The 17,195-nt window shown below is 70.7% G+C and carries 17 protein-coding genes and 2 pseudogenes; 15 read left to right on the top strand and 4 right to left on the bottom strand.

What is annotated here, in order from left to right:
* Positions 1 to 78: 78 nt before the first annotated feature.
* The 5 genes from ACFSKW_RS04990 (at position 79) to ACFSKW_RS04970 (ending at position 4,250) form a co-directional block, all read left to right on the top strand.
* On the top strand, positions 79 to 603 hold the full coding sequence (locus ACFSKW_RS04990) for a TetR/AcrR family transcriptional regulator (protein WP_379569594.1): 525 nt from the start codon (positions 79 to 81) through the stop codon (positions 601 to 603).
* Between the two features lie 53 nt (positions 604 to 656).
* Entirely contained in the window at positions 657 to 1,037 is a 381-nt protein-coding gene (locus ACFSKW_RS04985) for a GntR family transcriptional regulator (RefSeq protein ID WP_379569592.1), read from the top strand.
* The gene (locus ACFSKW_RS04980; protein ID WP_379569590.1) at positions 1,034 to 1,855 is read left to right on the top strand and encodes an ABC transporter ATP-binding protein; all 822 of its coding nucleotides are present in this window, start codon (positions 1,034 to 1,036) and stop codon (positions 1,853 to 1,855) included. The genes ACFSKW_RS04985 and ACFSKW_RS04980 overlap by 4 nt, the downstream gene beginning before the upstream one ends.
* The gene (locus tag ACFSKW_RS04975; RefSeq protein ID WP_379569588.1) at positions 1,852 to 2,769 is read left to right on the top strand and encodes a hypothetical protein; all 918 of its coding nucleotides are present in this window, start codon (positions 1,852 to 1,854) and stop codon (positions 2,767 to 2,769) included. Before ACFSKW_RS04980 ends, ACFSKW_RS04975 begins: the two co-directional genes overlap by 4 nt.
* A gap of 287 nt (positions 2,770 to 3,056) precedes the next feature.
* Positions 3,057 to 4,250 (top strand): MFS transporter, encoded by a 1,194-nt coding sequence (locus ACFSKW_RS04970; RefSeq protein WP_379569586.1) that lies wholly within the window; start codon positions 3,057 to 3,059, stop codon positions 4,248 to 4,250.
* Here the strand turns inward: ACFSKW_RS04970 and ACFSKW_RS04965 are convergent.
* Entirely contained in the window at positions 4,243 to 4,776 is a 534-nt protein-coding gene (locus ACFSKW_RS04965) for a type 1 glutamine amidotransferase domain-containing protein (RefSeq protein WP_379569584.1), read from the bottom strand. The genes ACFSKW_RS04970 and ACFSKW_RS04965 overlap by 8 nt on opposite strands.
* Before the next feature lie 96 nt (positions 4,777 to 4,872).
* On the opposite strand from ACFSKW_RS04965, the pseudogene ACFSKW_RS04960 reads away from it, so the two are divergent.
* A pseudogene (locus tag ACFSKW_RS04960) lies at positions 4,873 to 5,076 on the top strand (heavy-metal-associated domain-containing protein); the annotation flags it as partial.
* A 148-nt stretch (positions 5,077 to 5,224) separates the two neighbouring features.
* Here the strand turns inward: ACFSKW_RS04960 and ACFSKW_RS04955 are convergent.
* The gene (locus ACFSKW_RS04955; RefSeq protein ID WP_379569582.1) at positions 5,225 to 5,575 is read right to left on the bottom strand and encodes a ribosomal maturation YjgA family protein; all 351 of its coding nucleotides are present in this window, start codon (positions 5,573 to 5,575) and stop codon (positions 5,225 to 5,227) included.
* Between the two features lie 21 nt (positions 5,576 to 5,596).
* Here ACFSKW_RS04955 and ACFSKW_RS04950 point away from each other — a divergent pair, with 21 nt between their 5' ends.
* From ACFSKW_RS04950 to ACFSKW_RS04915, 8 genes and pseudogenes are all read left to right on the top strand, one after another.
* Positions 5,597 to 7,228: an ABC-F family ATP-binding cassette domain-containing protein gene (locus ACFSKW_RS04950; protein WP_379569580.1), complete on the top strand. Its 1,632-nt coding sequence runs from the start codon at positions 5,597 to 5,599 to the stop codon at positions 7,226 to 7,228.
* Positions 7,229 to 7,350: 122 nt separating this feature from the next.
* On the top strand, positions 7,351 to 9,180 hold the full coding sequence (locus ACFSKW_RS04945) for an ABC transporter substrate-binding protein (RefSeq protein WP_379569578.1): 1,830 nt from the start codon (positions 7,351 to 7,353) through the stop codon (positions 9,178 to 9,180).
* The gene (locus ACFSKW_RS04940; RefSeq protein ID WP_379569737.1) at positions 9,177 to 10,235 is read left to right on the top strand and encodes an ABC transporter permease; all 1,059 of its coding nucleotides are present in this window, start codon (positions 9,177 to 9,179) and stop codon (positions 10,233 to 10,235) included. The genes ACFSKW_RS04945 and ACFSKW_RS04940 overlap by 4 nt, the downstream gene beginning before the upstream one ends.
* Entirely contained in the window at positions 10,232 to 11,116 is an 885-nt protein-coding gene (locus ACFSKW_RS04935) for an ABC transporter permease (protein WP_379569576.1), read from the top strand. The genes ACFSKW_RS04940 and ACFSKW_RS04935 overlap by 4 nt, the downstream gene beginning before the upstream one ends.
* Positions 11,113 to 12,102, top strand: a pseudogene (locus ACFSKW_RS04930) (ABC transporter ATP-binding protein); the annotation flags it as partial. The gene ACFSKW_RS04935 and the pseudogene ACFSKW_RS04930, both read left to right, overlap by 4 nt.
* 206 nt (positions 12,103 to 12,308) lie before the next feature.
* Positions 12,309 to 13,295, top strand: coding sequence for an ABC transporter ATP-binding protein (locus tag ACFSKW_RS04925; RefSeq protein WP_379569574.1), 987 nt, complete (start codon positions 12,309 to 12,311; stop codon positions 13,293 to 13,295).
* A 141-nt stretch (positions 13,296 to 13,436) separates the two neighbouring features.
* Positions 13,437 to 14,270: a CPBP family intramembrane glutamic endopeptidase gene (locus tag ACFSKW_RS04920; protein ID WP_379569572.1), complete on the top strand. Its 834-nt coding sequence runs from the start codon at positions 13,437 to 13,439 to the stop codon at positions 14,268 to 14,270.
* 20 nt (positions 14,271 to 14,290) lie between these two features.
* Positions 14,291 to 14,893, top strand: a complete 603-nt coding sequence (locus ACFSKW_RS04915) for a gamma carbonic anhydrase family protein (RefSeq protein ID WP_379569570.1) — start codon at positions 14,291 to 14,293, stop codon at positions 14,891 to 14,893.
* A gap of 4 nt (positions 14,894 to 14,897) precedes the next feature.
* Here the strand turns inward: ACFSKW_RS04915 and ACFSKW_RS04910 are convergent, their stop codons facing one another.
* The gene (locus tag ACFSKW_RS04910; protein ID WP_379569568.1) at positions 14,898 to 16,481 is read right to left on the bottom strand and encodes an amidohydrolase; all 1,584 of its coding nucleotides are present in this window, start codon (positions 16,479 to 16,481) and stop codon (positions 14,898 to 14,900) included.
* The gene (locus ACFSKW_RS04905; RefSeq protein WP_379569566.1) at positions 16,474 to 16,866 is read right to left on the bottom strand and encodes a hypothetical protein; all 393 of its coding nucleotides are present in this window, start codon (positions 16,864 to 16,866) and stop codon (positions 16,474 to 16,476) included. The genes ACFSKW_RS04910 and ACFSKW_RS04905 overlap by 8 nt, the downstream gene beginning before the upstream one ends.
* Positions 16,867 to 16,881: 15 nt before the next feature.
* Between ACFSKW_RS04905 and ACFSKW_RS04900 the strand changes: the two genes are divergently transcribed.
* Positions 16,882 to 17,193, top strand: a complete 312-nt coding sequence (locus ACFSKW_RS04900) for a TetR/AcrR family transcriptional regulator C-terminal domain-containing protein (RefSeq protein ID WP_379569564.1) — start codon at positions 16,882 to 16,884, stop codon at positions 17,191 to 17,193.
* Positions 17,194 to 17,195 lie beyond the last annotated feature (2 nt).

Raw genomic sequence — 17,195 nt, 5'->3', positions numbered from 1 at the left:
GCCGCTACGGAGCCTGAACCGGACTGTCGGTCCGCTTGATAGTATGAGGACCGTCAGTCCGCTTACAAGGGGGCCACCGTGGTGCGATCCGACGCGACCAGAAACCGCGAGGCCATCCTGCGGGCGGCCGAAGAGCTGCTCGCCACGGGCGAGAGCGTCTCGCTGGATCGCGTCGCCGAGGCGGCGGGCGTGGGCAAGGGCACGGTGTTCCGCAGGTTCGGCAACCGCACGGGGCTGTTCCAGGAACTGCTGGCCGAGCGGGCCGAACGGCTGGCCGCCCGGATCGCCGCCGAGGATCCGGCCATCCCCGCCAGTGAGCGCCTGTTCGGCTTCCTGGACGAGCTGGCCGATCTGGCGGGGCGGAACATCGCGCTGTTCGCGGCCCACGAGCGCGCCTGCGCGGAGGACAAGTACGCCGACCCGACCTACCTGCGCTGGCACGCCCACGTCACGGCCCTGATCGCCGAGGCGCGGCCGGACAGGGACGCGGGCTTCCTCGCCCACACGGTGCTCGCCTGCTTCGACGGCGAACTGGTGCGCCATCTCGGCGTCGACCGGCTCAAGCGCTCGGTCCGCGAACTGGCGGCGGCCTTGACAGCCTGATCGTCGATATAACACCCTTTCACTATTGCAATAGTGAAAGGGTGTTATCGGGCGTGATCGACTTCTATCTCGACAGGAGCTCGGGGGTGTCCACCTACCTCCAGCTCGTCCACCAGGTCAAGCAGGCTCTACGGCTCGGCACCCTGCGACCGGGTGACAAGCTCCCCACCGCGAAGGAGGTCGTCGACCGGCTGGCGATCAATCCCAACACCGTGCTCAAGGCCTACCGCGAGCTCGAACGCGAGGGCCTGGTCACCGGGCGTCCCGGCATGGGCACGTTCGTGCAGCGCTCGATCGGCGGCGCCTCGCCGGCCGCCCAGGCGCGGCTGCGCGCCTCCCTCGCCGCATGGGTACGGCAGGCACGCGAAGCCGGGCTGGCCGACGAGGACCTGCACGCCCTCTTCGGCGCGGTCGTCAGGGAGGCCGCCGCATGATCGAGGTGACCGGGCTCAGCGTCGGCGACAGGCTGCGCGACTGCTCGCTCCACGTGCCCGCTGGACGGGTCGCCGCGCTCGTCGGGCCGAACGGCGCGGGCAAGACCACGCTCCTCCACACGGTGGTCGGCCTGCTCACCCCCGATAGGGGCACGGTCAGGACGGCGGGCGAGGTCGCGTTCGTGGCGCAGGACAAGCCGCTCTACGACTCCTTCACCGTCGCCGAGACGCTGACGCTCGGGCGCAGGCTCAGCACGCGATGGGACCCCGCGCTGGCCACGGCACGGACGGCCGAGTTCGGCATCCCGCTCGGCCGCAGGATCGGCAGTCTGTCGGGAGGGCAGCGGGCCCAGGTGGCGCTCACGCTCGCGCTGGCCAGGCGGCCCGACCAGCTCGTGCTGGACGAGCCGCTGGCCAACCTCGACCCGCTGGCCAGGCACGAGGTGATGCGTTCGCTCATGACCGCGGTGGCCGAGACGGGGATGGGCGTGATGATCTCCTCGCACGTGGTGTCCGATCTGGTGGACACCTGCGACTGGCTGGTCGTGCTGAACGGGGGGCGGGTGCAGGTCAGCGGCGACATCGAGGAGTTGCTGGCCGAGCACCGCATGATGACGGGCCCGCCGGAGCTCACGCTGAACGCGGCGGCCGTGGGCGGGAGCCGTACCGAGAGGGAGCAGAGCTGGCTGGTGCGGGGCGCGCCCGTGGCCGACCCGCGGTGGCGGACGCGGACGGTCGGCCTCGAAGACCTGGTGATGGCCTATCTGCGCAGCCCCGAGGCGGCGGCGCTGCCGAGGCCGGCGGGGGTGCGGTCGTGATCTGGCTGACCTACCGCCAGCACAGGGGGCAGTTGCTGGTGATGGCGGGGCTGCTGGCCGCCCTCGGGGTGATGTTCACGGTGTCGTGGCTGGAGGCGTCGGCGTTCGTGGCGTCGCACCGAGGGCTGGGCGCCGGCGATCTCGACGCGGCGCTGGGCGAGCGCTACCAGGCCGTCTACACCCTCTTCGGCTGGCTGCCGATCGTGGCGCCCGCGTTGATCGGGGTCTTCTGGGGCGCGCCGCTGCTGGGAAGGGAGTTCGAGCGGGGGACGCACCAGCTGGTGTGGACACAGGGGGTGTCGCCGCGCAGGTGGCTGGCGATCAAGCTGGCGGTGCTGGGCGGGGCGGTGGCGCTGGGCGGGCTCGCCATGTCGGCGATGGTGTCGGCGTGGCGTCCGCTCTTCCGCACCGACACGTTCGGCAACGTCGGCATCTTCAACATGCTCGGGGTGGAGCCGGTCGCCTGGTGGGTGTTCGCCCTCATGCTGGGAACCGCGGCGGGGGCCGTGCTCCGGCGCACTCTTCCCGCGATGGCGGTGGTCGTCGGTGTGCTCGTGGTCATGACGTTCGCGCTGTTCAGCATGAGCGACCACTACGCGACGCCATCCAGGGTGGTGACGGCCGACGGAAGCCTGGCTCAGGACGTGCGGCTCGTGTCGCGGGCCTGGGCGGACCCCGCGGGCGCCGAGCTCACCTCGCCGCCGCCGGGGGTGTGCCCGCGCGAGTCCGGGCTGGGGCGAGGGGAGCGGGCGCAGGTGGCCCACGAGCGCTGCCTGATCGTCAAGGGCTACCGCTACGTGTTCTACGTCCACCGCCCTGAGATGTTCTGGCGCTTCCAGCTCACCGACGCGGCGATCCTGCTGTCGGGGGCGGGGCTGCTCGGCTGGCTCACCGTCCGCCGCGTCCCCCGGTAGGTGGGGGTGTACGGCTGGCGGGCGCCAGCCGTACGAGGTGGTCGCCGGTTGGCGGAGGGCCACCGGTCAGGTCCAGGAGACTCCGCGCTGCACGGGTGCCACCCCCCTTCCCTCAGGGATGCCACAGCGGTGAATCGTGATTTATCGCTGATTATGGTGATAAAACGATCTACGCTGCGTTCGTAATGATCTGAAATTGTCCGGGGCATTGCAAGTCCTTGATCGCGCCACTCGATCTTGTTAGGTTGCAACCGTTTGCGATCTATGGGTACGGGTGGCGATGATCCATGGAAAAGCGGTCCCCGGGCTTCGGCGAGGTCTTCTCCGTCGCGGAGTACCGCCGTCTCTGGAGCGCGACCGTCATCTCCGAACTGGGTGACCAGCTGGCCAGGGTGGCCGTCGTCATGCTGGTCCACCAGCGGACGTCCTCCGCCTGGCTGACCGCGCTCTCCTACGCGCTCACGTATGTGCCCACGATCATGGGCGGCTCTCTGCTCGCGGCTCTCGCCGATCGATACCCGCGCAGAAACGTGATGATCTCCGCGGACCTCATCCGCGCGATTCTGGTCGTTCTCATCGCGATCCCCGGCATGCCGCTGGGGGCGCTCTACGCGTTGCTCTTCGCCGTCCAGGCGCTGGAGTCGCCGGCGCGTGCCGCGAGAGCCGCGATCCTGCCCCAGATGCTGTCCGGCGAGCGGTACACCGTCGGCGTCGCCGCCTACCACGTGACCAACCAGGCCACCTATGTCCTGGGCTTCCTGGTCGGCGGCCTGGTCGTCGCGGCGACGGGGCCGCGGCCCGCCTTCGTGATCGACGCGGCCACGTTCGTGGTGTCCGCGCTGCTGGTTTCGCGTCTTCCCGCGTACGCGCCCGCCGAGTCCGCGCGGGTCGCGAAGCCCCGACTCCGTGATCGCATCGAGACGATCACGGGGCATCCCCGTCTGCGCCGGCTGGCGGCGCTGGCGCTGCTCGCGGCCTTCTCGATGACGCCGCTCGCGCTCGCCGTGCCGTACGGCAGGCAGATCGGACTGGACGAGGACCTGTCGAGCCTGCTCATGGCCGCGATCCCCGCCGGGTACGTGGCGGGGACCGTCGTGCTGACCAAGCGGGTCCGCCCCGAGACGCGGCCGCGCCTGCTCGGGCCGCTCGCGCTGGCGAGCTTCGTGCCGCTGCTCGGCGCGGCTCTGCTGCCGCCGCTGCCGGTGATGCTCGTCCTCCTCGTGGCGTGCGGGGCCTTGACCGCCTACCAGGTGGTGGCCAACGCCGAGTTCGTCTCGCTGGTGCCCGACGAGCGGCGCGGAGGCGCGATCGGCGTCGTCGCCGCGGCGCTGACCGCGGCGCAGGGTCTCGCGATGGTGCTGGCGGGGATCGTGGCCGAGTTCGCGGGCGCGGGCGGCGCCATCGCGCTCTTCGGTGCGGCGGGCGCGCTCGCCGCCCTGGCCCTGCTGAGGGGCGTTCGGTCGGAGCTTCAGGTCAGCTGAAGGCGTCCACGGCCGCCTGGTCGAAAGCCTTGAGATCGTCGGGCTTGCGGCTGGTGACCAGCGTGTTGGGGCCTGACGTGCAGATGATGACCTCCCTGTCCTGCCATGTCGCGCCCGCGTTGCGCAGGTCGGTCTTGAGACTGGGCCACGAGGTGACCGTGCGCCCGCGGACCGCGTCCGCCTCGATGAGCGTCCACGGCGCGTGGCAGATGGCGGCGACCGGTTTGCCCGCGTCGAAGAAGCCGCGCACGAAGCTGACGGCGGCCGGGACGGTGCGCAGGAAGTCGGGGTTCGCGACGCCGCCGGGAAGCACGAGTCCGTCGAAGTCCTCGACCGAGACCTCCGGCAGCGTGGCGTCCACCGCGAACGTGTCCCCCTTGTCGAGGTGGTTGAAGGCCTGGATTCGCCCTGGCGAGGTGGAGATGAGCCGGGGGGTGCCGCCTGCCTGCTTGACGGCCTTCCACGGTTCGGTGAGTTCGATCTGCTCGACGCCCTCGGGGGCGACGAGGAAGGCGATGGTATCCATGGTCGTCGCGTGCCCTGAGGGAGCGGATCTATGCCCAATAAACCCCTAGGGGGTATATAGTGAGGGCACGAGTTCCCGAGCTGTGAGGAGAGTTCGATGACCGTCACCACGTATCAGGTCGAGGGTATGACCTGTGGCCACTGCGTCAGCTCGGTGACCGCCGAGGTGGGCAAGGTGGCAGGCGTGAGCGAGGTGCGGGTGGACCTGGCGAGCAAGGCCGTCACCGTGACGAGCGCGTCGCCGCTCGATGACGCCGTCGTGGGCGCGGCCGTCACGGAGGCGGGCTACGAGCTCGCCGGTCGCCAGGACACCATCATGCTGGCCCAGGCCGGCGGCTCGTGCTGCGGCTCGGGCGGCTGCCACTAGCGGTCCTCCCCGGGACACGGCCTGAAGCGGGGGCGGTCCTCTCCAGGAGCGGAGGGGCCGCCCGCGGCCCACGCGCGGTGCGTCAGGCGGTCGGGGCGTCCGGTGTCCCGCGGCGGCGCAGGACGTGGTCGAAGGCGCACACCGCCGCCGCGCCCACGGCGTACCAGAACAGGTCGGGCGGGTTGAACGTGCTGCCGAGGACCGGCGCCAGCACCCGCGGCAGGTCCAGCAGCTGCGCGAACTCGATCGCCCAGCTCGCCCCCAGCGCGACCCCCGCCGCCCACACCGGCCGCACCCGTGGCGCGACGAAAACCACGATCCAGTACAGCAGCACCGTGTAGAACGCGTCCCCCGCGTACTTCGACAACGGCCTGGTGGCCAGCCCGAGGATGATCGTCAGGGCGGCGAAAATCGCGATGCGGGTCCGTGGCATGCGATTACGCTAACGGTTGTTATGAGCGCAACACTTGTCGCAAAAGATCTCGTCGCGGGTCACGGTGAGCGGGTCCTGTTCTCCGGTCTGGACCTCGTGGTCGCCCCTGGCGACGTCATCGGACTCGTCGGTGTCAACGGAGCGGGCAAGTCGACACTGCTTCGCCTCCTTGCCGCGATCGACCGGCCGGAGCACGGTTCGATCAGGCTGAACCCGCCCACGGCCGTCGTCGGCTTCCTGCCCCAGGAGCCCGAGCGGCGCCAGGGCGAGACGGTCAGGCAGTTCCTCGCCCGCCGTACCGGTGTCACCAAGGCGCAGCAGGATCTCGACGCGTCCACGCAGGCCCTCGTGGAGGCCGCGCAGGGCGCCGACGACGCCTACAGCGTCGCGCTGGAGCGCTGGCTGTCGCTCGGCGGCGCGGACCTGGAGGAACGCGCGGACGAGGTGGCCGCCGAGCTCGGGCTGATGATCGATCTCGATCTGCCCATGACGTCGCTGTCCGGCGGGCAGGCCGCCCGTGCGGGTCTGGCGTCGCTGCTGCTCAGCCGGTACGACCTGTTCCTGCTCGACGAGCCCACCAACGACCTCGACCTGGACGGGCTCGACCGGCTGGAGCGGTTCGTGAAGGGGCTGCGCGCGGGAACCGTCGTGGTCAGCCACGACCGCGAGTTCCTGGCCAGGACGGTGACCTCGGTGCTGGAGCTCGACCTGGCCCAGCAGCAGGTCCACCTGTACGGCGGCGGCTACCAGGCCTACCTGGACGAGCGCGAGGTGGCCCGCAGGCACGCCCGCGAGCGTTACGAGGAGTACGCCGAGACGCGCTCCGGACTGGAGCTGCGCGCCCGCACCCAGCGCGCCTGGATGGAGAAGGGCGTCAAGAACGCCCGCAGGAAGCAGAAGGACAACGACAAGATCGGCCGCAACGCCCGCGTCGAGACCACGGAGAAGCAGGCGGCGAAGGCCCGGCAGACCGAGAAGCTGATCGAACGCCTCGAGGTGGTGGAGGAGCCGCGCAAGGAGTGGGAGCTCCGGATGGAGATCGCGGCCGCGCCTCGCGCGGGCGCGGTGGTGTCCACGGTGCGCGGCGCCGTGGTCAGGCGAGGCACGTTCACGCTCGGCCCCGTCGACCTGGAGATCGGCTGGGCGGAGCGCGTGGCGATCACCGGCGCGAACGGCTCGGGCAAGACGACGCTGCTGGCCGCCATGCTCGGCAGGCTGAAGCTCGACGAGGGCCACGCGGCGCTGGGGCCCGGCGTGGTGGTCGGCGAGGTCGACCAGGCCCGCAGGCTGTTCGAGGGGTCGGCGCCGCTGGCGGAATCGTTCTCCGACGAGATGCCGCCAGGAGAGGTGCGGACGCTGCTGGCCAAGTTCGGGCTCAGGGCCGACCACGTGCTGCGGCCGGCCTCCACCCTCTCACCCGGCGAGCGGACCCGCGCCGCGCTGGCGCTGCTGCAGGCCAGGGGCGTCAACCTGCTGGTGCTCGACGAGCCGACCAACCACCTCGACCTGCCCGCGATCGAGCAACTGGAGTCGGCGCTCGCCTCCTACCCTGGCACGCTGCTGCTCGTCACCCACGACCGCAGGATGCTCGACGCCGTCCAGGTGGATCGGCGGCTGAGGGTGGACGGAGGTCACGTTTCCGAAGAGGGGTGAAAAATAACATCGCTGATGGAAACGAGAGTGAAACAATTTTCCGTCTCTCGTTGACACACGATGTTGCGATGGTGTGCCTTTCTCTACAACAGGTCTCCCCCTTGCCTGAGAGTGAGGCACCAATGGGTAAATGGCTCGCGCGCCTGACGGCGCTCGGGGTGGCTCTAGCACTGGCGGCACCGGTCACCGCCGCGCAGGCGGATCCCGCCACGACGGGCAAGAAGACCGTCAGGATCGGCTCGATCCAGTCGGTCGACTCGATGAACCCGTTCCTGGCGGTACGGCTGATCGCGGGCCAGCTCCAGCGGTGGACGTACATGTTCCTCACCACCCCCGACCCCAAGACCCTGCAGCCCAGCCCGGACCTGGCGGAGTCGTGGGAATCGTCCGCCGACGGGCTCACCTGGACGTTCAAGATCCGGCAGGCCAAGTGGTCGGACGGCCAGCCGGTCACCGCCCAGGACGCCGCCTGGACCTTCAACAAGATCATGACGGATGACGCGGCCAAGACCGGCAACGGTCCCGCCGTGGAGAACTTCGCCTCGGTCACCGCCACCGACGACAGGACCCTGGTCATCAAGACCAAGGCGCCCCAGGCGTCGATGCTGTCGAACCCGATCCCGATCGTGCCCAAGCACATCTGGGAGAAGGTCGGCGACATGGCCACGTTCGAGAACGAGACCTACCCCGCCGTCACCAACGGCGCGTACATCCCGATCGAGCACAAGAAGGACAGCTACGTCAAGCTCAAGGCCAACCCTGACTACTGGCAGGGCAAGCCCAAGATCGACGAGCTGCAGGTCATCTTCTACGAGAACCCCGAGGCCGCCATCGCCGGCCTCAAGAAGGGCGACATCGACCTGATCGGCCGCCTGGCGGCGCCGCAGTTCGAGGCGGGCGCCGGCGACCCGAACATCACGCAGTGGAACACCCCCGGCCGCCGCGCCGCGTACCTGCAGATCAACCACGGCGCCACCACGTCCGACGACAAGCCGGTCGGTGACGGCCACCCGGCGCTGAAGGACCCGAAGGTCCGCCAGGCCATCCACTACGCGATCGACAAGAAGGCGCTCGTCGACCAGGTCCAGAACGGCCTGGCGGTGCCGGCCGACGGCTCGATCGTGCCCCCGATGTACACCGACTTCTTCTGGCAGGCCACCGGTGACGAGAAGGTCACCTTCGACCTGGCCAAGGCCAACCAGATCCTCGACGAGGCCGGTTACAAGAAGGGCGCCGACGGCGTCCGCACGATGCCCGACGGCAAGCGGAAGCTGGAGATGCGCTTCAGCATCCACACCGACACCCCGACCGAGGACAAGCTCGCCCAGTTCCTCACCGGGTGGTTCAAGGAGATCGGCATCACGCTGACCACGCGCAAGCTCGACTCCAACAAGTTCACCGAGGAGACCGGCAGCACCGCCCTGTTCGACATCGCGATCAGCGGCTGGTCGGTCAACCCCGACCCCGAGGAGGTCCTGGCCACGCACCTGTGCAGCAGGCGGCCCACCCCGTCGGGCGAGGGCGGCGGCACCGAGTCCTTCTACTGCGACAAGCAGTACGAGGAGCTCTACCAGTCGCAGCTCAAGGAGCTCGACACCACCAAGCGCGCTGACATGATCAAGCAGATGCAGCAGCGCCTCTACACCGACGCGCCGGTCATCGCGCTCTACTACCCGAACAACCTGGAGCTGTACCGCAAGGACCGGATCACCAGCATCACCCCGATCCCGGCGGGCAGGCAGGGCGAGGGCATCCTGTACGGCGGCGCCAGCGGCTACCCGATGGTGACCCTGGACGCCAAGGCCGTGGCCTCCGGCGGTTCGGGCGGCAGCGGTGGCGGCGGCTCCAACACCGGCCTGATCATCGGTGTCGTGGCGGCCGTGGTCGTCGTGGGCGCCGGCGGCTTCTTCCTGGCCAGGCGGCGTAAGAGCACCTCGGACGAACGCGAATAATGGCCACTCCGCTCGAAACCGAGCCCGCCGCCGTCCAGACGGCGGCGGGCCCCGGCGAGGATCGGCCCGCCTACAGGGGCACGCTCAGGTACGCCACCACCAAGCTCGGCGGGGCACTGCTCAGCATCGCGATGGTGATCGTCGCGACGTTCTTCCTGTTCCGCCTCATCCCCGGGGACCCGGTCATCGCCTACACGCGCGACGTGCCGCTCAGCCCCGAGCAGATCGACCTGCTGCGCAGGCAGATGGGCCTCGACAAGCCGCTGCTGCAGCAGTTCGTCGACTTCGTGCTGCGGACGCTCCAGTTCGACCTCGGCACCTCCTACGAGTACAAGCGGCCGGTCACCGACCTGATCGGCGAGCGGTTCGGCCCCACGCTGCTGCTGACCGGCGTCGGCCTGCTCATCGCGGTCAGCCTCGGCCTGTGGCAGGGCACGCGTGCCGCATGGAACCACGGCGGCCGCCTCGACCGCTTCTCCACCGGCGTCTCGCTCGTGCTGTGGTCGGTGCCGACGTTCTGGCTCGGCCTGCTGCTGCTCATGGTCCTCGGCGCGGGCATCGGGCCGATTCCCGGGCTGTTCCCCACGCGTGGCATGGAGAGCGTCGACGCGCCCGACGGCTTCGCCTACCTGCTCGACGTCGGCCACCACATGGTCCTGCCGTGCCTCACGCTGGTCGCCGTCGTCTACGCGCAGTACCTGCTGGTCATGCGCTCCTCGCTGCTCGACGAGATCGGCCAGGACTACGTGACCACCGCGCGCGCCAAGGGGCTGCGCGACGACATGGTACGGCGGCGGCACGCCGTGCCGAACGCGCTTCTTCCGACCGTGACGCTCGTCTTCATCCACATCGGCTTCGTGGTGGGCGGCGCGGTCTCCGTCGAGACCGTGTACTCATGGCCCGGCCTCGGCCTGCTGTTCTACGAGGCGATCAAGGGGCCTGACTTCGCGGTCATGCAGGGCACGTTCATGGTCGTCTGCGTCGCGGTGATCATCATGAACACGCTGGCCGACGTGGCCTACCACGTCCTTGACCCGAGGGTGAGGTCGGCATGAGCTCCGTGACGTGGGCGCGCAGGCGCTCCTCGCTCGCCCGGTTCTGGCAGCAGTACCGCCGGCACAGGGCAGGCGTGATCGGCGCCGCCGTCCTGGCGGTCTTCGTCGTGCTCGCGCTGATCACGCCGCTGGTCACCGACCCTTCGGGCATGGACGTCACCAAGGCGACCGGCGCCAAGATGGCCCCGCCGAGCCTCGACTTCCTGCTCGGCACCGACGAGTCGGGGCGCTCGATCCTGCTCATGATCCTGTGGGGCTCGCGCGTCTCGCTGCTCATCGGGTTCATGTCCGCGCTGCTCAGCATGGTGATCGGCACGGTCGTCGGCATCGCGGCGGGACACTTCAGGGGCTGGGCGTCGGCCGCGCTGATGCGGGTCACCGACTGGTTCCTCGTCCTGCCCTCGCTGGTGCTGGCGCTGGTCCTGTCGGCGATCCTCGGCGGCAGCACCTCGACGATCATCCTGGCGATCGGCATCACCTCGTGGGCCTCCACGGCCAGGCTGATCAGGGCCCAGACGCTGGCCGTCGAGGCCAGGCCGTACATCGAGAGATCGCGCGCGCTCGGTGCCGGGCACTGGCACGTGATGAGCCGCCACGTCCTGCCGAACGTCGCGCCGCTCGTCCTGGCCAACACCACCCTGCAGGTGGCCAGCGCGATCGTCGCCGAGTCGACGCTCGCCTTCCTCGGCGCCGACTCGGGTCAGGCGTCGTGGGGTCAGCTGCTGCGCGGATCCTACGACTGGGGCGCGGCCACGGCCGGCGCCTGGTGGTACATCCTCGCTCCCGGTCTCTGCATCGTCGCGGTCGTGCTGGCGTTCACGCTGTGCGGGCGGGCGATGGAGGCCGTGCTCAACCCACGCCTCCGGGGGGTCAGCCGATGAACGTGTTGTCACTCGAGGACGTCTCGGTGACGTACTCCATCGCCTCGGGCGAGGTGCCCGCGGTCCGCGGGGTCTCGCTGTCGCTGGCAGCCGGTGAGGCGCTGGGGATCGCCGGCGAGTCGGGTTCCGGCAAGTCGACGCTGGCCATGGCGTTGCTGCGGCTGTTGCCGCGCGACGCCCGCGTCGACGGCAGGATCCTGCTCGACGGCGAGGACGTGCTGGCCATGAAGTGGGGGCGGCTGCGCGCGGTGCGCTGGGCCGAGGCCTCCATCGTGTTCCAGGGGGCCCAGCACGGGCTCAACCCGGTGCGGCGCATCGGCGAGCAGATCGCTGAACCGCTGCTGGTGCACGGGCTCGCCCAGCCGTCCCAGGCGCGGACGCGGGTGGCCGAGCTCCTGGAGCAGGTCGGGCTGCCGGGCTGGCGGGCGCGAAGCTATCCGCACGAGCTGTCCGGCGGGCAGCGGCAGCGGGTGATGATCGCGATGGCGCTGGCGTGCTCGCCACGACTGATCATCGCCGACGAGCCGACGACGGCACTGGACGTGATGGTCCAGGCCCAGGTCCTGACGCTGATCAAGGAGCTGATCGCGTCACACGGCATCTCCCTGGTCATGATTTCTCACGACTTGTCGGTCCTGGCGGACATGTGTGATCGCCTGGCGGTCATGTACGCGGGCCGGATCGTCGAGAACGGGCCCTCGCACGAGGTGTTCCACGCCGCCAGCCACCCTTACAGCAAGGCGCTGGCCGCCGCCTTCCCCACTGTCGGCGACCCCGTCTCCCGGATGGCGCCCAAGGGGCTCGGCGGCGACCCGCCCGACCCGATGGACCTGCCGTCGGGGTGCTCGTTCCACCCCCGCTGCCCTGTCGCGCTGGACGTGTGCTCGTCGCTGGACGTCGAGCTGTGGCCGGCGGGCGACGCGGACGCGGGCCCGCACACCGCCGCCTGCGTCCACGTCCGCCCCGACCTGACCGCGGGCGCGACCCCCGCCGCTCCGCCGTCCCCCGAGCGGACCGAGGAGGAGGCGGCTCACCCGTCCCCCGAGCAGGTGGAGGAGGCCGCTCCGTCGTCCCCCGAGCAGGCGGCTCACCCGTCCGAGGAGACCGGCGAGGAGGCCGTCCCGGCAGCCCCCGAAACGGCGGTGGCCCGTGATGACGAGCGGGTTCCGTCCAGCCGCGCCAAGGAGATCCCATGACCACGACGCTCCTGGAAGCGCGGGACCTGCGTGTCGAGTTCGCCTCGAGGGGGCGGCGCGCCCGCGCCGTCGACGGTGTCAACCTGGCCGTCGGCGAGGGCGAGATCGTGGCCCTGGTCGGCGAGTCCGGATGCGGCAAGACCACGCTCGCCCGCACCCTGCTCGGCCTCGAACGCCCCACCAGCGGCACCGTCCTTTACGGCGGGCAGCCCCTCACCTACGGCTCCAAGGCGCTCAAGGCCTACCGCCGCGAGGCCCAGCTCGTCCTGCAGGACCCGATGGGCTCGCTGAACCCCAGGCACACCGTCTACGAGGCGGTCGCCGAGGGCCCGCGCATCCACGGTCTGGCCAACGAGGAGCAGGTCGTCTCCGACGCGTTGGCCAGGGCGGGCCTCAGACCACCCGAGCGGTTCTTCCTCCGCTACCCGCACGAGCTGTCCGGCGGCCAGCGCCAGCGCGTGGTCATCGCGGGCGCGCTCGCGCTGAACCCCCGCCTGCTGGTCGCCGACGAGCCCGTCGCCTCCCTGGACGCCAGCGTCCGCGGCGAGATCCTCGCGCTGCTGCTCAAGCTGCGCGCCGACCTCGGGCTCTCCGCGCTGGTCGTCACCCACGACCTCGGGCTGGCCTGGAACATCGCCGACCGGGTCGCGGTGATGTACCTGGGCAGGATCGTCGAGTCGGGACCTGTCGAAGAGGTGCTGAAGGCGCCCAAGCACCCCTACACGCAGGCACTGCTCTCGGTGCTGCCGGAATCGCCCGAGAGGGTGGTGCTGACCGGCGAGCCCCCGGACCCGACGCGCATCCCTGGCGGGTGCCGCTTCCACGCGCGCTGCCAGGTGCTGGCGTCGGGCGCGGCGGCGTCGGCCGGCGTGGACGGCCTGTGCAGGTCGGAGCCGCTGCAGGTGCTGCCTGCCGTAGCCGAGGCTCAGGCGGCCTGCTACTTCGCGAACAGGTCGATCCCTGACGAGGTCGCCCTCGGATGAACCGGACGGCGTGACGCACAGGGCCGGCGTGGCGGCGCTCGCCCGCCGGCGTCGGGCATGGCCGCGTCAACACAAGGGATGACGTCCGGCTGGTTCCACGGCAGGAGGAATCGGGCCGGAGCCGGGACAATCATGAAACACATGTCGAGAACCGGCCTCTTGACGGGGGCGGGCCTGGCGGTGTTCGTCCTGGCCTACGCGTCGCTGATCCTCACCGGCACCACCGTGATCCGCCAGTCGGCCGATCCCGGCGCCACGGGCGCCACCCTGTGGGCGGCGCTGCTGCCACCGCTGGCCGCGGTGATCCTGGCCATGCTCGTGGCGCCGCGCGCGGCGGTGCCGCAGCCGCTGGCCGGCCTGCCGCGGCCCCGCCTGGTCAGGGAGACGTGGCTGCTGCTCGCGGCGGCGGTCGCCTTCCCCGTCGCGGTGGCGCTGGTCGGCCGCGGCCTGCTCTACCCTGTCGCCAAGATCGCGATCCTGCTGGTCGTGCCGCTGGTCGGCTTCAGGCTGATCAGGGGGGACGGCCCGGCGGCCAGGTCCGTCCCCAGACCGGTGACCTGGCTGGCGCCGCTGCCCGCCGTCGTCGCGTGGTTCCTGCTGGCGGAGGTCAGCCCGCTGTCGCCGCCGCTGACGCAGCACCTGCCCGACCCGGTCACGCTCGCGATCGGCTCGCTGATCACGCTGCTGACGGCAGGCGTGCTGGAGGAGGTCTTCTACCGGGCGTGGCTGCAGACCAGGCTGGAGGTCCTGTACGGCAGATGGCCCGCGATCCTCGCCTCCGCGCTGCTGTTCGCCGCGATGCACGTCAGCCACATCGACCCCGAGGCCGTCGGCATCGGCATCGCCTCCGTCGTGGCGGCGCAGGGCATGTTCGGGCTCATGCAGGGCTACCTGTGGGCGCGCTACCGCAACATCTGGGTGATCATCCTCGTCCACGCCATCGTCAACCTGATCTACGTCGACATGCTGATCTAGTGGTCGAGCATGATGGGTTCATGTTGGTCGAACATCTGGGCAAGAGCCCGTCCGTCGATCCGACCGCCTACGTCGCCCCCACCGCCACGCTCTGCGGGGACGTGCGCGTCGGGCCGGGATGCCGGGTCCTGTTCGGCGCCGTCCTCACCGCCGAGGGAGGGCCCGTGGAGCTGGGCGAGGGCTGCATCGTGATGGAGAACGCCGTGCTGCGCGGCACCAGGCAGGACCCGCTGACGCTCGGCAGGCACGTCCTGGTCGGCCCCCTGGCCTACCTCACCGGATGCGCGGTCGAGGACGACGCCTTCCTCGCCACCGGGTCCAGGGTGTTCAACGGGGCGCGGATCAGGACACGGGCGGAGGTGCGCGTCAACGCCGTCGTCCACCTGCGCACCACCGTGGCCGAGGGCACGACGGTGCCGATCGGCTGGGTGGCGGTGGGCGATCCGGCCGAGCTGTTCCCGCCCGACCGGCACGACGCGATCTGGGCGGTGCAGCGGGAGCTCGACTTCCCCGGGTACGTCTTCGGGCTGCCGCGCGCCGCCGACGGCGAGTCGATCATGCCAGAGGTGTCCCGCCGCTACGGCCGCGCCCTCGGCCGCCACGGCGACGACACGATCCTCTGACCCGTCAGTGCGTGCGCCTGCCCTCCAGCCAGGTGCCGCGGATCTCGATGTGGCGAAGCTCCAGCGGGGGCGCCTCGCGCGGATCGGCCGACAGCCACACCAGGTCGGCGGCCTTCCCGACCTCCAGCGTCCCCCTGTCGCCCTCGCCGAACGCCTGGTAGGCCACGCCCGAGGTGTAGGCGCCGAGCGCGTCCTCCAGTGAGAGCCGCTCGCCGGGGGTCCACGGGGGCGTGCCGTCCACGGTCTGCCTGGTGGTCGCGATCTGGATGCCCAGCAGGGGCTGCTGCGAGCTGACCGGCCAGTCGCTGCCGAAGGACAGCGGCGTTCCGAGGACGCGCAGGGTCTCCATCGGGTACTGCAGATCTGCCCGGTCGGGGCCGAGCCTGGGCACGGTCAGCTCGGTCTGGAGCGGGTCGAGCTGGGCCCACAGCGGTTCGAAGTTCGCGATGACACCCAGCTCGGCGAAGCGCGGCAGGTCGGCGGCGGCGACGAGCTGCGTGTGGGCGATGACGGGGCGGCGGTCCCATGCGGGGTTCTCCCGCACGGCCCGCTCGATCGCGTCGAGGGCGGCGCGGATGCCGCTGTCGCCGATCGCGTGGATGTGCACCTGGAAGCCGTCGGCGTCGAACGCGGCCACCGCCTCGGCCAGCGCGGCCGGGTCCCAGACGGGCATGCCGCAGGAGTGCGGGGCGTCGACGTACGGCTCCAGCATGGCGGCGGTGCCGCCCTCGATGACGCCGTCGGCGAAGAATTTGACGGTGTTCGCGGTGACGAGCCTGGGGCCCGCCTGCCGTACCTGGTGGTCTTCCACGCGGGCGCGTAGCGCGGGGAAGAGCGCGCGCTGGGACGTCCAGCCGTCGGGGTCGGCGCGCAAGCCCAGGTTGGCGCGGAACCCGAGCCGTCCGCGCCGTGCCGCTTCCAGATAGGCCTCCACCATGTACGGCTCGACCCACGCGTCCTGCACCCAGGTGATGCCCGCGGAGGCCATGGCCTCGCCGGCGGCCGCCAGCCCCTCGACCAGCTCGTCCAGCGACTTGGCCGGGACCAGGTCCAGTACGAGGTCGCACGCGTGCCATTCCCTGAGAGTCCCGCGTGGGGTGCCGTCGGGGCGGCGGACGATCCAGCCGAGCCTGGGGTCGGGGGTCGACGGACCGATCCCCGCGCGCTCCAGCGCCGCGGTGTTGCACCAGACCGTGTGGTAGTCGTAGGCCCGCAGCACCACGGGCCGGTCGGACACCACCGCGTCCAGCCAGCGGGCGTCGAACTCGCCACCGGGCACGATCGTCGGGTCGTAACTGCCGCCGACGATCCACTCCAGCGCAGGGTTGTCCGCCGCGTAGCGGGCGACCTCCGCGACGATCTCCTCCACCGTGGTCCTGCCCTTGATCTGCGGACCCTGCGCCTCCAGCCCGCCGAACAGCGGATGGGCGTGGCCGTCGCCGAAGGACGGCATGAGGAAGCCGCCCTCCAGGTCGATCACCGTGGCGTCCGTGACGCGGTCCGCGATCCGCCCGCCGGAGACGGCGAGCTCGCCTGTGAAACCCGAACCGGTCCAGACGGTGCCGTTGGTGAAGAGCAGATCAGGCACGAGTGGCTTCCTCCGTGGTGAGAACGACGTAGCGAGAGGGGTCGCGGCGGCGGATGCGCAGCGGGAGCAGCGCGCTGAGCGCGAAGACGAGCGGGACGGGCAGGATGAGCAGGGCGTTCACGGTGCCGGTCGCGCCGGTGATGAGCTCGAAGTTCGCCACCACGAGCACGATGATCACCGCGAGCAGGACGAAGGCGGACAGCGGCGCGGCCGGCACCCGTCCCGCGCCGAATCCGCGCCTGTCCCTCCAGAAGAACGCGACCACCGACAGGGCGGCCAGCGCCTGCAGCACCATGACTCCGATGATGCCGGTGCCGTTCGTCCACAGGAAGATCACGGTGTAGGGGTCCGAGCCTGCCATGATCTGGCCGCCTTCGCCCGCCATCCCAACACCGCGAAGTTGCTGTCCACGACCACGATCAGGTCGCCGAGGACGCTGGAGATGTACGAGAGGGCGGTGGCCCTGCTCGAACGGGCGGGCTGGCCGAGCGATCAGGTGGTGGCGGTGTTCACCGCGATCGAGTCGTTCGCGATCGGCTCCGCGCTCGACCTGGCCGCGCCCGATGTCATGATCGACCCGTCGTCGCAGGAGGTGCCGCTGCTGTCCGTGGCGCTGAAGGGCGCGCGTCCCGAGCGGGCCATGCAGGCCTTCGAGCTCGGGCTCGAGGCCATCATCCACGGCTTGGATGAACGTCTTAGACGTTTGTGCTAAAT

The sequence above is a fragment of the Nonomuraea mangrovi genome (genome assembly GCF_042681425.1).
Classification (GTDB): domain Bacteria; phylum Actinomycetota; class Actinomycetes; order Streptosporangiales; family Streptosporangiaceae; genus Nonomuraea; species Nonomuraea mangrovi.
The sequence above is the reverse complement of the archived record's forward strand: the minus strand, read 5'-3'. Positions and strand labels throughout refer to the sequence as shown.

Coding starts and splice junctions, on each gene's coding strand:
- ACFSKW_RS04920 (WP_379569572.1), top strand. CDS start 13,437: ATGTCGAGAACCGGCCTCTTGACGGGGGCGGGCCTGGCGGTGTTCGTC.
- ACFSKW_RS04970 (WP_379569586.1), top strand. CDS start 3,057: ATGGAAAAGCGGTCCCCGGGCTTCGGCGAGGTCTTCTCCGTCGCGGAG.
- ACFSKW_RS04945 (WP_379569578.1), top strand. CDS start 7,351: ATGGGTAAATGGCTCGCGCGCCTGACGGCGCTCGGGGTGGCTCTAGCA.
- ACFSKW_RS04980 (WP_379569590.1), top strand. CDS start 1,034: ATGATCGAGGTGACCGGGCTCAGCGTCGGCGACAGGCTGCGCGACTGC.
- ACFSKW_RS04935 (WP_379569576.1), top strand. CDS start 10,232: ATGAGCTCCGTGACGTGGGCGCGCAGGCGCTCCTCGCTCGCCCGGTTC.
- ACFSKW_RS04965 (WP_379569584.1), bottom strand. CDS start 4,776: ATGGATACCATCGCCTTCCTCGTCGCCCCCGAGGGCGTCGAGCAGATC.
- ACFSKW_RS04915 (WP_379569570.1), top strand. CDS start 14,291: ATGTTGGTCGAACATCTGGGCAAGAGCCCGTCCGTCGATCCGACCGCC.
- ACFSKW_RS04950 (WP_379569580.1), top strand. CDS start 5,597: ATGAGCGCAACACTTGTCGCAAAAGATCTCGTCGCGGGTCACGGTGAG.
- ACFSKW_RS04905 (WP_379569566.1), bottom strand. CDS start 16,866: ATGGCGGGCGAAGGCGGCCAGATCATGGCAGGCTCGGACCCCTACACC.
- ACFSKW_RS04955 (WP_379569582.1), bottom strand. CDS start 5,575: ATGCCACGGACCCGCATCGCGATTTTCGCCGCCCTGACGATCATCCTC.
- ACFSKW_RS04925 (WP_379569574.1), top strand. CDS start 12,309: ATGACCACGACGCTCCTGGAAGCGCGGGACCTGCGTGTCGAGTTCGCC.